At 35.5% G+C, this 13,543-nt stretch carries 13 protein-coding genes; 2 read left to right on the top strand and 11 right to left on the bottom strand.

The window, feature by feature from the left end:
- Positions 1-5 precede the first annotated feature (5 nt).
- The 9 genes from ACY65O_RS08660 to ACY65O_RS08700 all read right to left on the bottom strand — a co-directional run bounded on the left by ACY65O_RS08660 (position 6) and on the right by ACY65O_RS08700 (position 9,986).
- On the bottom strand, positions 6-1,208 hold the full coding sequence (locus ACY65O_RS08660) for an MFS transporter (RefSeq protein WP_462220457.1): 1,203 nt from the start codon (positions 1,206-1,208) through the stop codon (positions 6-8).
- 54 nt (positions 1,209-1,262) lie between these two features.
- Complete coding sequence (locus ACY65O_RS08665) at positions 1,263-1,856, bottom strand: peroxiredoxin-like family protein (RefSeq protein WP_462220458.1); 594 nt, start codon at positions 1,854-1,856, stop codon at positions 1,263-1,265.
- 80 nt (positions 1,857-1,936) lie between these two features.
- Entirely contained in the window at positions 1,937-2,368 is a 432-nt protein-coding gene (locus ACY65O_RS08670; protein ID WP_462220459.1) for an acyl-CoA thioesterase, read from the bottom strand.
- A gap of 10 nt (positions 2,369-2,378) precedes the next feature.
- Positions 2,379-3,800 (bottom strand): serine hydrolase domain-containing protein, encoded by a 1,422-nt coding sequence (locus tag ACY65O_RS08675; protein WP_462220460.1) that lies wholly within the window; start codon positions 3,798-3,800, stop codon positions 2,379-2,381.
- 141 nt (positions 3,801-3,941) lie between these two features.
- Positions 3,942-5,852, bottom strand: a complete 1,911-nt coding sequence (locus ACY65O_RS08680; protein WP_462220461.1) for an SPFH domain-containing protein — start codon at positions 5,850-5,852, stop codon at positions 3,942-3,944.
- A 416-nt stretch (positions 5,853-6,268) separates the two neighbouring features.
- Complete coding sequence (locus ACY65O_RS08685) at positions 6,269-6,979, bottom strand: SGNH/GDSL hydrolase family protein (RefSeq protein WP_462220462.1); 711 nt, start codon at positions 6,977-6,979, stop codon at positions 6,269-6,271.
- Positions 6,980-7,047: 68 nt separating this feature from the next.
- Entirely contained in the window at positions 7,048-8,700 is a 1,653-nt protein-coding gene (gene glgP, locus ACY65O_RS08690) for an alpha-glucan family phosphorylase (protein ID WP_462220463.1), read from the bottom strand.
- 369 nt (positions 8,701-9,069) lie between these two features.
- A complete protein-coding gene (locus ACY65O_RS08695) occupies positions 9,070-9,591 on the bottom strand; it encodes a class IV adenylate cyclase (protein WP_462220464.1) in 522 nt (173 codons plus the stop codon).
- A gap of 8 nt (positions 9,592-9,599) precedes the next feature.
- On the bottom strand, positions 9,600-9,986 hold the full coding sequence (locus ACY65O_RS08700; RefSeq protein ID WP_462220465.1) for a RidA family protein: 387 nt from the start codon (positions 9,984-9,986) through the stop codon (positions 9,600-9,602).
- Between the two features lie 92 nt (positions 9,987-10,078).
- Here ACY65O_RS08700 and ACY65O_RS08705 point away from each other — a divergent pair, with 92 nt between their 5' ends.
- Together ACY65O_RS08705 and ACY65O_RS08710 are read left to right on the top strand one after the other, a co-directional pair.
- Positions 10,079-10,738 carry a metal-dependent transcriptional regulator gene (locus tag ACY65O_RS08705; RefSeq protein WP_462220466.1) on the top strand — a complete coding sequence of 220 codons (660 nt, stop codon included), beginning with the start codon at positions 10,079-10,081 and terminating at the stop codon, positions 10,736-10,738.
- Positions 10,731-12,608, top strand: a complete 1,878-nt coding sequence (locus ACY65O_RS08710) for an Nramp family divalent metal transporter (protein WP_462220467.1) — start codon at positions 10,731-10,733, stop codon at positions 12,606-12,608. Before ACY65O_RS08705 ends, ACY65O_RS08710 begins: the two co-directional genes overlap by 8 nt.
- A gap of 90 nt (positions 12,609-12,698) precedes the next feature.
- Here the strand turns inward: ACY65O_RS08710 and ACY65O_RS08715 are convergent, their stop codons facing one another.
- Together ACY65O_RS08715 and ACY65O_RS08720 are read right to left on the bottom strand one after the other, a co-directional pair.
- A complete protein-coding gene (locus ACY65O_RS08715; RefSeq protein WP_462220468.1) occupies positions 12,699-13,268 on the bottom strand; it encodes a hypothetical protein in 570 nt (189 codons plus the stop codon).
- 39 nt (positions 13,269-13,307) lie between these two features.
- Positions 13,308-13,543, bottom strand: a 236-nt coding sequence (locus tag ACY65O_RS08720; RefSeq protein WP_462220469.1) for a glycosyltransferase family 9 protein, incomplete at its 5' end; no start/stop codon positions are given.

The raw sequence follows: 13,543 nt of genomic DNA on the forward strand, positions 1-13,543 counted from the left end.
ATTTTTTACCGGTTATTTGCCCGTAACGAATTAAAACCAAATGCAGTAATAATGCATATCAGCCCAAGTATCCACCATAAATAATTAAAGCCTAAGGCATGTGCAATTTGTGTTCCGCTTAAACTGCCGATAACCTGTGCGCTGCTCCATGCCATGGTATATAAAGCTGCATATCTTCCCCGGTTTGCAGTAGAGGTACGGGCAATGTAAAAGCTATTCATAAATGGCATGCCTACAATTTCGGCAATGGTTACCATTAATATAACTGAAGATGCCAGCACAAAACCATTTGCCAAAGGCATATTTAACATAAAATAAGAGAGGCCCATTATCAGCGTTCCATACATCATCAATTTTGTATAGGCTATTCTACCTTCTAATTTAAAAACGATTACCATTTCAAAAAAAGCAATTATAATTCCGTTCATTGCCATTATTATTCCAATCCAAAATTCATTTAAATACAACCCTTTTTTAAAATATAGCGGCACTGTTGTAAATAATTGAAAAAAGCAAGTGGCAAAAAGCAACACTAATAGGGTAAACAGCATAAATATTTTATCCTGAAAAGGTCCTTTACTTTTATCTGCATGAGGATGAATTGTTTCGTGCTGTTGCATTAATGTAACTTTTGGCAGAATGAGCAGCAACATAAAACCTGCAGCAATATTAGTAAACCCATCTACCCAAAATAATAACTGGTAACTTATTGAAGCAAGGATACCAGCCATTGCCCCGCCTATACCCCAACCTAAATTAATTGCCAGCCTAATTAATGAGAAAGATTGCGTTCGATTTTCTGGTTTGCTGTAATGGGCAATTGCTGTGGAGTTTGCAGGGCGAAAAGACTCATTAATTAAACTTGTAAAAAATATGCAGATACAAATGCTGAGGTAAGAATCCATTTGCCCCAATACAATAAACATAATACCACCGCCAAATAAAGCAGCAAACTGCAAATAATAAAACCCAAATTTATCGCTGAGCCTGCCGCCAATATATGCACCAAATAAAGAACCTACACCATAAATAGCCACTGCCAAACCCCCTTGTGTTTCTGTATATCCACGATGATTGCAATACAGTGTCATAAAGGCTAATACCATTGTACCACTCCGGTTAATAAGCATTACTACTGCCAGTAACCAAATACGGCGTGATAAACCGCTGTAAGCATTTTTGTATAAATTAATGGTGGTTGATAACATAAAAAAGCGCTGCAAAGATATTTAATTGCAACGCTTAAAAATATTTTATCAAAATTACAGATGCTCTAAAATTTCTTTTACCGAAGACCGTTGCCTGTAATCAGGATTAAAGAAAGCATATTTTATTTTTCCATCTTTACCAATAATGTATGTGGCAGGTACAGGTAGATTTGCCCCGTTAGATCCATTGGCTTTATCAAAATCAATTCCGTAGGTTTTATATTTTTCAACAGTTTTTTCATCTACAGCAAAATTTACTTTGTAGCTTTTCATTATGGCCATGTTTTTATCTTCAATAATTGAAAAAGAGGCTTTCGTTTTTTCAATAGTTTTTTTAATGTTATCTGCAGTTTCGGGTGTAACAGCTATTACATTTGCACCTTTTGCAGTTACAAAAGATAAAGAATCATTTACTTTACTTAATTGTTTACTGCAAAACGGGCACCACTGACCACGGTAAAATATTACCACTACATCACCTTTTTTTAATAATTCTTTTAACTGTACTTTTTTTCCATCCTGATCTATTGCATTAATATCAGGAGCCGCATCTCCCGTTTTTAATCCTTCCGGTTTCATCATTTCGGTTTGTGCAAAAATTGTTACTGCTAAAAAGCAGGAAGCCAATATCGTAATTAATTTTTTCATTGAAAATATTTAAAAAAAAAGGTTAACGGGCTGTGGCAAATTATAAGCCAACAGACAAATAGCAAATTATATACAGGTTTTTATTGATTATAGTTTTCTGATTTGGGCATTTGTGCAAAAGCATTTTTAAATCTTTGAGAAGGGATGGCTAATTTTCTTTTTACAGTATCTAACCAGGCGCCATCAACTGTAACTAAAGCTGCAAGTGTATCGTTATTTTTCCAAATTTCGCATGCAAAACTCCAGCGGCTAAAATCTTCGGTAGCTTTTAATAATTTTATCCTTATTTCAATTTCATCACCAAACTTTAATTCTTTTTTAAAAACTGCTTCTTCCCTAAATAAAATTGGGCCAATATGTTCTTCCTGTAATACCTGCATATTAATACCATATTTAGCCATTATGAGTAACCGGGCATTGGCACAGTAATCATAATACTTACTGTGCAGTACATGAAAATTAGGGTCAATATCCGACCACCGGATATCTGCTTTAACTGTAAAAGTTGACATTGTTTAAAAATTATTTATCGAGATATTTTAAAATTTCTATTCCTGCGGCATCATTATTAACACCTGTATTTGCCAATATAATAACTGCATTTTTAGTTTTTTTGTTCAAAGCTAAAAAACTTTTATACCCGCCGGTTTGCCCACCATGAAATAATATTTCGCCCCAACCCCAATTTTGAATAAACCAGTTTAAACCAATTTTTTGCTGACCGGCATTAAAAGTGGGCTGATGGGATAACTCAATAGCTTCATTTAATTTCCCGTTGGTTGCGCCCAAATTTAATGCCGCATATTTTAGCATATCTTCTGTGTTACTTCTTAAACTCCCTGCTGCGGCTAATGCTTTAAAATCCCACTGGCTTTGGAAAATAATACTTTCGGTATAACCTTGCATAAATATTGCAGTGTCGGTTTTTGTAAGAAATTGTTTTGTTGCAGTCATTGCAGCATTAGAGCATATAAAATCTGTAACCATTTTTTGATAGGACATTTTATTTACCTTCTCTAAAATATTACCAAGTAAACCCACTGCTAAATTACAATACTCAAATTTTTCACCCGGCCTGCGGCTTAATGAAGCATGTTTAAGATATTCTAATAATTTCTTTTCATCATAATCTTTGTAAGGATTAACTAAATCAGCAGCTCCAAAGTTATCAGGCAATGGCGGTAAACCCGATGTGTGATTGGCCAGATGAACGATCTTCAAAGTGTCATTTCCAAATTTTATTAAAGGTATTTTTTTGGGCAAGAATTTATTTACCGGATCATTTAAAGCAATCTTTTTTTCTACCACAGCTTTTGCCAAAAGTAAACCTGTAAAGGTTTTGGTAACAGAACCTATCTCATATAAATTTTTAGATGATGGCACTACTCCCTTTCCCTTTTTTGTTTCTCCATAATTATAAAAATAAGTTTTACCATTTTTTAAAACTCCAATGCTTAATCCCACTGTTTTACTTTCAAACATAAATTTTTGCAACAGAGAATCTACCTTTTTATCTAACGCATTAACCAGTTTATTATCTGTTACAGTTTTTTTAAACTCCCCTGACACTTCTTTTTTATAAGGCTGAAATAAAAAAGTTTGTATCATGTCCAGCGAATCAAGGCTTAAATACATGGACAAAATCGCAGCATCAGCAGTTACTTTGTATTTGCTAATTCCCTTTTCAAACTTTTCAAATTCAGCTGATTTAATTTCTCCTAAAGGAAATAAATTATTTTCTGCAACGTTTTTAAAACTTTCTTCGCTTAATTGTTTTTTAAACCCTGCTCCTGTTAAAGCATACAAACCATCTGCATTTTTTTCATTAAATAATTTTACCACTTTTTTTTGCACCGCTTCAATTTTATCCTGCTGCGAATTCTGCGAATTTGTATCGCAAGAAAACAAACTGAACAGACAAACGACTAAAAATATTTTTTTCATTTTTTTAAATTTGATTAATGTTGAAAAATTGCAGGCAAAGCTTGTTAAACGGGCAGGATTTTGAAACAACCCGGCTTCGACAAGCTCAGCCTGACAACTTTTATAATTTACAGTTTAGTTGGTTACAAGCCCAATTACCAATTACTTTTTTAAGTCCTCATTTCTCTTTGCAACTTCTTCTAAAAGCTTCAATCCTAATAAACCACTAATACCTCCGTTTGTGGTATCGCCACCACCATTAATTAAAATGTCAGGCATTATTTTTACATTCTGCATACCGATAGACTCCATCACTTTTAATTGCGTAAAGTTATTGCCACCCATGGCTTCAACTGAAAGTTTGTAAGATTCCGCATTTGATTTACCAATAGCCAAAATCTTTTCTGCTTCTGCATTACCAGTTAAAGAAATTTGTTCGGCATTTGCTTTTGCCAACAATTCAATTTGCTCAGCATTTGCTTTTGCTAATACCCTGATTCTTTCTGCATCACCATTTGCCAAAAGTTTTAAACGGTCAGCTTCAGCAGTAGATTGTAAACGAACACTGTTAGCTTCACCCGTTGCTTTTTTTACAGATGCATCGGCAACTCTTTCGGCAATCAACACACCCTGGTCGGCTTTTACAATTTCTTTTTGTATATCTGCAATGGCCGTTTCTTTTTCTAAACTCTGCCTGGTTTCCTGCGCCCTCATTTCTGTTTCATAAGTCACTTTTTGTTCTTCAGCAATTTTTCTGTCCGTTAAAGTTTTCATCAAACTTTCGGGTGGCACAATATCGCCTATCAGAGTATCTACTCCGTAAACATTGTATTGATCAAGCACTTTGCCAATATGCATTTTTGCACTTTCCTGCCTTTCCTTACGTGTACCAAGAAACGCAATTACGTCACTATCCTGTGCACTGTTTCTAAAATAGTTACCAATGGTAGGTTCCAATACCTGGCTTACTAAGTTGTTCATGTTACCAAAACGTGCAATTACTTTTGGCGCTTCGGTTGTAGGTATATGAATGATCTGCGACACATCCAAGTTAAAAGGGAAGCCGTCTTTACTACGCACAGTAATAGTAGATAAATGTTTATCTAATTGGTGACTTTCGCTTCTGGCATTGGCCCAGTTTAATACTAAGTTGGTTGTAGGCACCAATTCCACTTTCATAATAAAAGGATTTATGGGATATTTACCAGGGCCTAGCGGTTCTGCCCACACCCCTTTTTGCCCTTTACTAACAATATTACCATGTTTAAATTCTGCGCCGCTTAAGTCAACACCTTCTGCACCCACATAACTGATTACCACACCTACATGGCCAATAGGAATTTCCATCATGTTTACCATATCTACTTTTGCAAACCATGGGTTTAAAAAATAAGTACCTGCCAGCACCACCTGTTCCTGCAAACCTTTATAGCCACCGCTTTGCATAAATACATCCACATCCTGAAATTTATTGTGGCCTTCAACAATGCGTCCCGCAATTTGTCCTTCATCCAAAGGTTTACCTTCCTGAGTTGTTACCACACCTACCGCATTATCGGGTATCGAAGTCATATCAGTCATAATCACTTCAAACAAAAAAGTGTTGATACGATAACTACCCGGCGTCATGATTGCAGTTTGACGGCCTTTGCGACCCCCATTTTTTAAAAAATCTACTGCACTTTGAAAACTGTCGCATTCAACTTTTCTACCGAGGATAGAACCGGTTTCTAATTCGGCACCATCCTTCGCCAACACCAATCCTAACTGACCGGTAGGAATGATAGTGAAAGACTGAAACGTAATGTCGTACTGCCAGATCCATTTGGCAAAATAAATGCCCGGAGGCAAGGTTTGCGCCTGAAAACCTGCTTCGCCTTCGGTGGCTACAATGCGGCCTTCTGGTAATTGTTGCTTACCAAAAAGCACAAATTTTTTAGTTACTAATCCAATTTTATCTTCCGGCACTATTACAACGCCAAAAAATACACGAAGAATAAATTTGTAAAACAATAAGATAAATAAAGGGATACCGATTATCAATCCCCATTTGATGAGTTCATGATTGTCCATGTTATGCAGGGTTTTAGTTGATGAAAATAAGAAATGTTTTTGTAACATGGTCTGACGTCCCGTCTGACCATGTTTTATAACTGCCAAACTTTGTCAGTAAATATGAATTCTGCTTGCTAAAAATAAAAGCAATAAGAAAACGCAGATTTAATTTGATTTGGCTTCAGGTTGTTCACATGGTCAGACGGGACGTCAGACCATGTACTTATCTGGCCGGAGGAGAAGTATTAAAATTGCTGAGGATAAAATCGCACAGAAAGAAAAGAATAAAAGCAGTAAGTAGTTTCATTGTAAATAAATTACGGCACAAAGATGCAATGGTTTAATACACCCTTTGCATAAATTCGGGAAGAATGGTAGAGTATGTATTAAGATTGGTATAAAAACATTCGGGAATGGAATTGCACTTACTTTTTCTACAAAGAAGCTTTAATAACAGGTGCAAGTAATACAGCCCATTTCTGGTATTCTTTACCGGAAGGATGCAAACCATCGCCGGCAACTAAAGAAGGATCAGTTGCTGCCATACGGGATGAAGGTGTAATATCTATATACTTTACAGCTTTGCCTAAAGCAATTTGTTTATTAATTGCATTAAATTCATCTATCTGTTTTGCAATTTCATTTCTGTCTCTGCCGTTTGCAAAAGGCGTAACTCCCCAATCGGGTATAGAAAGTACTGCAACCCTGCCGGGTCGGTTACCTGCAAACTGTATTGCCTTATTTAATAATTCGGTAAACTCTGCTGCATACTCGGTTTGGCTTTGGCCCTGGTATTGATTATTTACACCAATCAAAAGTGTAACAAAATCGTAAGTTGATTTTGAAGGCGGTGTTGCAGCAATGGCGTTTAATAAATTACGTGTTGTCCACCCGGTTACTGCAATGTATTCAGGAGCATTGAAATTAATGCTATCCAGTTTTAGCAAGCTAACTGTTTGTGCCGGAAAACGTTCGTTCTCATTCACCGATTGACCGATAGTGTAAGAATCGCCAAGTGCCAAATAAGTTTTAAACGTACCGGTATTTATAATTGCAGGCATGGCTTCAGTTTTAGTTTGTTTATTGCAGGCAATAAGCAAATATAGAGCAGCGAAGGAAAAGCTGATAAAAAATAAACGTTTCATAAAAATGATAAACGAATTTTTGAAAGAAATGGTTCAAAAAAAAGGCCCCATTTTTGGGGCCTTAACATTTATTTGTACAGAATTTCGTAATACTCTTTTGCCATACGGTTGCTGTCGAACTGAAACCTTACATCCCTCATTCCATTGTGAATAATTTGTCGCCACACATCATGGTTGTCGTAATACATTGGCAGTACCTGGTTTTCTAAAATTTCATACAATTTATTCAGATCGTATTCATCCTGCTCATGCACACTTATATTTTCGTAATCAATTGGTGGTACTACAAAACCATTATTACCATGATTGATAAATTCACAAATCCATCCATCATTAGTACTGCAGTTTACAGCGCCATTCATTGCAGCCGTCATACCGCTGGTGCCGCTGGCTTCACGTGGCACACGTGGATTGTTCAACCAAAGATCTGATGCTTGTTTTAAGCGTTTGCTTAAGCCCAATTCGTAACCGGTGCAAACCGCAACATTGTTATATTTTTTACTAAGGTGAACAAGATTATTAAAATCGCTGATAGCGGGATAATCAACAGGGTAAGGTTTACCTGCCCAAATAATTTGTACAGGATATTTTTTATTACTCAATAATCTTTCGAATCTTTCTGTATCTCTTGTTAAAAGTTCTGCTCTTTTATATCCGGCAAAACGACGGGCCCATACAATGGTGAATACATCTTTGTTCATCAGCTTACCTGTTTGGTCAGCTACAATTTCAAAAGCTCTTTTCTTCAGGTAAGTTTTTCTGTCATCAAAAGCAATATCATTTTTATGTTCTAAATAATGATACAATTGTTTATCTGCCCAGTAATTATAGTTTTGTGCATTGGTAATAGCTTTTATTTCGCAAATACCTTTATACTTGCTCCACATTTTTCTGCTTACTTCGCCATGTAACTGGCTAACTCCATTTGCTAATTTTGCAAAACGTAATGCTGCAAGTGAATGATTGAACTGATCCCCTTCCATGCCTGTAATTTTTCTTACATCATCTAATTTCATTCCGCAGAAGTAACTCATTTTTTCGCAAAGATGTATATCGTGTTTTTCGTTTCCAGCTTCTTCAGGCGTATGTGTAGTAAACACCATTCTCTTTTTAACTTCTTCGGCACTACCGTATTTTTTATACAAATAAAAAGCAGCACTTATAGCATGTGCTTCGTTTAAATGATACAACTCAGGATTAAAATTTAATTCATCAATTAATTTTGCACCACCTACTCCTAACAAAATAAACTGTGCTACTTTGGTAGCCACATTTGCATCATACAAACGGTGTGTAATAGTTTGAGAAACATAATCGTTCTCCGGCAGATCGGTACTTAATAAAAATAGCGGCGCACTTTTAAAAGTTTCCGGATTTAAATAATACGCTTTTACCCAAACCGGGTGCTCGTGAATATCAATCTGAAATTTTATGCCGGTATCTTCTAAAAAATTATAAATTTTTTCGTTCCATTGCACCTGCAGTGTTTGATCCTGGTTACGTGCCTGGTCGTAATAACCATACTTCCATAAAATGCCAATGCCAATTAAATTCTGTCGCAACTCGTATGCACTACGCATATGTGAGCCGCTTAAAAAACCCAAACCACCACTGTAAATTTTTAATGGCTGGTGTACCGCAAACTCCATGGAGAAGTAAGCTATTTTTTTCTTGTAAGTTTCATCAACGGAATACGGAACAGCAAAATTTTTAAAGCTCATTAGTTTTTCTTTTTTGAGGACGCAATATAGATGGAAATTTCAGTAAAACCGAACGGTTTTAAAAAATACTGTGTAAAATTTACACTTAACGTTTCCATTTTACTGTTGCCTTTATTTGCTATTTATTTTATTACGGTTAAAAACGGGCCTTGTCTAATTCTTATCTATACGGCAAACTCGTTTTATTACAGGATAATTTTATATAATTATCTAATAACAAATATTTATACTTAAAAGAAAATTAAGTAACCCTAAAGATATTTTTTAAGAAGGAAAGAGATATGCACATTTTGCATAAACCTGTTGATAAAAATCAATTTACGAAGCACAAACGTTTGCAGTAATTTTCAAATTATTTTACTTAAAGTGTTATACATTCTTTTCCAAAATCATATCGCTGTAGGAAAGAGCAATGTAGTCATCGGGTTTTATTCCTAAAAAATCTGCATAAAAATTACATTGTTCCTTAAGTTTTTCAATTCCAATATCGCCGTTTCGGTCAATGGCTTCTACTTCTGCAAAAGTGCCTAACCCTTCTACCACATCAAAATGAAACTTTACATTATCAATAAAATAAATTTTTCTTTTTTTATCTACTACTACTTTAATGCCGTTAACTTTTACTAAAATTTCTTTAAGTGTTTTATCCGGATGATGCTGGTACAGTAAAATATCAGATTGCTTTGCCCCGGCAGTATTGATGCGTTCGTAATAAATTAAAGAGTTTTCAATATTACCCTCTCTTAATTTTAAACGGCCTGTGGCTACATTAAAATAAGTATCCGCCTGGTTATCTTCTCCAATATATTTTGGATGAAGGGTAAGTAATTTTTTCTCTAAGCCATTAATATCATCAGCCTTAGCTTTAAATTCAAAGTTGATTGTTGCCATACTGTTTTTTATTTGTCTTCAATTATTGCGGTTACTTCAATTTCAATTAATAAATCATCGTTAATTAAGCGGCTTACTTCTACCATGGTGGAAACCGGTTTAATATTTTTAAATATTTCGCCATGTGCTTTACCCACTTCTTCCCATTGAGAAATATCTGTTACAAACATTCTTGTGCGTACCACATCACTTAAAGCAGCACCGGATTCAGTTAAAGCCTTTTCAATTTTTTTAAAAATAAAAACAGTTTGCATGTAAATATCACCTTTGGCAACCAACACCTCGCCATCCATGGCAGTAGTACCCGCCACTTCAACAATATTGCCTGCACGTATTGCCCTGCTGTAACCCACAATATCTTCCCATGGCGAGCCCGAACCTATTTTAATTTTCATAACCGGCAGTTAATTTTATTTAAAGATTAATTTTAAAATGCTAAAGTATCAATTTTTATTTTTAGATTTGTCTAAATTTTATTTTCAGACAAATGAACTTTACAGTAAGTGAAGAAAATTACATCAAAAGTATTTACCACCTGCAGCAGGATACAGGCATTGTTAATACTAATGCCCTTGCTGCCGAAATGCAGACCAAAGCTGCATCGGTAACAGATATGCTTAAAAAATTATCGGCAAAAAAAATATTACAATACGAAAAATACAAAGGATTTAAGCTCACCGATAATGGAAAAAAAGTTGCCCTGACCGTAGTACGCAAGCACCGGCTTTGGGAATATTTTTTAGTAGAAAAATTAGGATTTGAGTGGGATAAAGTGCATGATATTGCAGAGGAACTGGAACACATCAGCAGCAGTGAATTAATTGAAAAGCTGCAACGTTTTTTAGGCAACCCTTCTTTTGATCCGCATGGCGACCCTATACCAGACAGTAATGGAAAAATACCCAAACTGCATCAGCAAAGCGTTACTGTATTGCCATTAAATAAAACTGCAATAGTAAGTTCAGTAAGTAACCAATCGCCCCAAATGCTGGAAATGCTGAAGCATTATTCGATTGCAATTGGTAGTTCCATAAAATTATTAAAGCGTTTTGAATTTGATGGTTCTTTAGAAATAAAAGTTTTAAAACAGCCAGCCTGCATCATCAGTGAGCAGATAGCAAAAAATATTTTTGTTCATTATGATTAATATAAAACATACCGATACTTCTTTAAGTGAAGTGCATGAAACAATAGATACAACAAAAAAGAAGATTGGCTGGAAAAAAATATTCTCTTTTTTAGGACCAGCCTATTTGGTAAGCGTAGGTTATATGGATCCGGGTAACTGGGCAACAGATCTTGCAGGGGGCAGTAAATTTGGTTACTCCCTTGTATGGGTTTTATTAATGAGCAATTTGATGGCATTATTATTACAGGGTTTATCTGCAAGGTTAGGCATTGTAAGAAGAAGGGACCTGGCACAGGCTAACAGAGAGGCTTATCCCAAATTAGTAAATTATGCATTGTGGATTTTAGCTGAAATTGCCATTGCAGCAACGGACCTTGCAGAAGTGTTAGGGATGGCTATAGGCCTGCAATTACTTACCGGCCTTCCATTAATATGGGGGGTTTCGTTAACAGTGCTGGATACATTTCTTTTATTGTACCTGCAAAGACTGGGCATGCGTAAAATGGAAGCATTTATTATTGCATTAGTAGCAGTAGTGGCCATATCTTTTTTAATTGAAATCCTTTTGGCAAAACCTGTTCTTACAGAAGTTGCAAAAGGTTTTATTCCCACTTTCCCTTCGGAAGAAGCACTTTATATTGCCATAGGAATTATTGGTGCTACTGTAATGCCCCATAATTTATACCTGCATTCAGCCTTAGTGCAAACAAGGAAAATTGACCGCACAGATGATGGCATAAGACAGGCTTTAAAATTTAATCGTATTGACAGTACCATTGCTTTAAACATTGCTTTTCTGGTAAATGCTGCAATTTTAATTTTGGCCGCAACAGTATTTTTTAAAACAGGTAATTCTAATGTAGCAGAAATAAAAGAAGCACACCGTTTGTTGCCCGGTTTTTTAGGAAACACTGCTCCTATTCTTTTTGCCGTTGCGCTAATTGCAGCCGGACAAAGCAGCACCGTTACCGGTACTTTGGCAGGGCAGATAATTATGGAAGGTTATTTAAGCCTTAGGATTAATCCTATACTTCGCAGGTTAATAACCAGGTTACTGGCCATAATACCTGCACTTATCGTTATTGCAATTTATGGAGAAAATAATGTAGATGCTTTACTGGTACTAAGCCAGGTTATATTGAGTTTGCAATTAGGCTTTGCCATTATTCCATTAATACATTTTACCAGTGATAAAAAAACGATGGGCATTTTTGTTATCAAACCAATTACAAAAATTGCGGCGTGGCTTATTGCATCGGTACTTATTTTTCTTAATTTAAAAATGCTGGTAAATGAAGCTTCGGGTGTATTTGCAGGAGATAATGTGCTGGCAAAAATTGCTTTATTATTAATTGGTGTAATTTTTTTAGTGCTGTTAGTTTATATCATATTGCAGCCGCTGATAACAAAAAGTAAAGAGAAGCTGTCTATACAAATGCACCCCGGAGTAAACACCCTGCAAAATCTTACTATTCCCACATTTGCTAAAATAGCAGTGGCATTAGATTATACTGCAAACGATGAAAGATTATTAGCTTATGCCATTGGCCAGGGAAAAGAAAAAAGCACGTATTTGTTATTGCATATTGTTGAAAGCGCTTCTGCAAAATTATTAGGAAAAGACAGTGATGATTTTGAAACGGTAAAAGACAGAGAGCAAATGGAATTATATGTGCGGCAATTAAAAGAAAGAGGCTATGATGCAGAAGGTAAAATAGGGTTTAGAAACAGGGTTAAAGAAATTGCACGAATTGTAAATGAGCATAACGCCGATATGCTGGTAATTGGCGCACATGGCCACACCGGTTTAAAAGATTTTATTTATGGCGAAACGGTTAATGCGGTAAGGCATGAGTTGAAGATTCCGGTGCTGGTTGTAAATTTGTAAAAGCCAGGAATTTGGGATTAGTAATTTGGAATTAGGTATTAAAATTTATACAGCTTTTGACAATTGCACCTAATTCCAAATTACCAATTACTATAATAAAGCCAGTTTCTTTTCAATCTTTTCATTCCAATCGGACTGAATATTTTTTAATCTGCCGTTTCTTGTTTGGCCATCATACTCGTTTTGCATCCGCTCTAATTCTTTGCAACTCTCTGCATAAATTTTATCAATTAATGCATCGTAATTATTTCGGGTAAATTTGGCTTCCTTCAATTTTCGGATAAATAAATTGGTAACAATATAGGTTACGTCAAAATGATGCTGCTCATGATTTAATGCATAATCCGACTGGCCACCTTGCCTAACCCACGAATTTTGTTTACTGAAATAACAATATACGGAGATTGTAATTGTTGTTTTTTCATTCCTGTATTGCATGCCTGCTAAATATCCAAAACCCGATGATGTAATAGCGGTCGCATCACTTTGTGGATCTGTTTTGCCTTTAAAATTTGACCAGTCTAATTTTTTACTGGCATTATAATAAATGGTATCGCTTTTAGCAGCCGGTTTATTTTGTGCCCAGTTAACGGTTACAGAAATTTGTGAAAAAACGGGTAAGCTTATGAAAAGTAAAAATATAATTGTAAGGTGCTTCATAATATGTTGTATCAATAAAACTCAAATCAACAACATTTATTACTTTCCCAAATGATGATTAACAAGGTTTACAATTTCATTAACAGCAATTAATTCCATGCACTTAAAATGGCCTTTAGGACATTTATCGTATCCAATTTTACTGCATGGCCTGCACCAGAGTTTATTTATTTCAATTACATCATAATGCTGTGTTGATGATTTGCCATAGTAAGGATACATGCCAAAAGCAGGAACAGTATTTCCCCAAACTGAGATGATGGGTTTTTGCAAAG

The organism is Ferruginibacter sp. (assembly GCF_031430955.1).
GTDB lineage: Bacteria > Bacteroidota > Bacteroidia > Chitinophagales > Chitinophagaceae > Ferruginibacter.

What these genes read in the sequence shown, in the direction of transcription:
- ACY65O_RS08660 (WP_462220457.1), bottom strand. Translation starts at nt 1,208, where the DNA reads ATGTTATCAACCACCATTAATTTATACAAAAATGCTTACAGCGGTTTA.
- ACY65O_RS08665 (WP_462220458.1), bottom strand. Translation starts at nt 1,856, where the DNA reads ATGAAAAAATTAATTACGATATTGGCTTCCTGCTTTTTAGCAGTAACA.
- ACY65O_RS08670 (WP_462220459.1), bottom strand. Translation starts at nt 2,368, where the DNA reads ATGTCAACTTTTACAGTTAAAGCAGATATCCGGTGGTCGGATATTGAC.
- ACY65O_RS08675 (WP_462220460.1), bottom strand. Translation starts at nt 3,800, where the DNA reads ATGAAAAAAATATTTTTAGTCGTTTGTCTGTTCAGTTTGTTTTCTTGC.
- ACY65O_RS08680 (WP_462220461.1), bottom strand. Translation starts at nt 5,852, where the DNA reads ATGGACAATCATGAACTCATCAAATGGGGATTGATAATCGGTATCCCT.
- ACY65O_RS08685 (WP_462220462.1), bottom strand. Translation starts at nt 6,979, where the DNA reads ATGAAACGTTTATTTTTTATCAGCTTTTCCTTCGCTGCTCTATATTTG.
- glgP (WP_462220463.1), bottom strand. Translation starts at nt 8,700, where the DNA reads ATGAGCTTTAAAAATTTTGCTGTTCCGTATTCCGTTGATGAAACTTAC.
- ACY65O_RS08695 (WP_462220464.1), bottom strand. Translation starts at nt 9,591, where the DNA reads ATGGCAACAATCAACTTTGAATTTAAAGCTAAGGCTGATGATATTAAT.
- ACY65O_RS08700 (WP_462220465.1), bottom strand. Translation starts at nt 9,986, where the DNA reads ATGAAAATTAAAATAGGTTCGGGCTCGCCATGGGAAGATATTGTGGGT.
- ACY65O_RS08705 (WP_462220466.1), top strand. Translation starts at nt 10,079, where the DNA reads ATGAACTTTACAGTAAGTGAAGAAAATTACATCAAAAGTATTTACCAC.
- ACY65O_RS08710 (WP_462220467.1), top strand. Translation starts at nt 10,731, where the DNA reads ATGATTAATATAAAACATACCGATACTTCTTTAAGTGAAGTGCATGAA.
- ACY65O_RS08715 (WP_462220468.1), bottom strand. Translation starts at nt 13,268, where the DNA reads ATGAAGCACCTTACAATTATATTTTTACTTTTCATAAGCTTACCCGTT.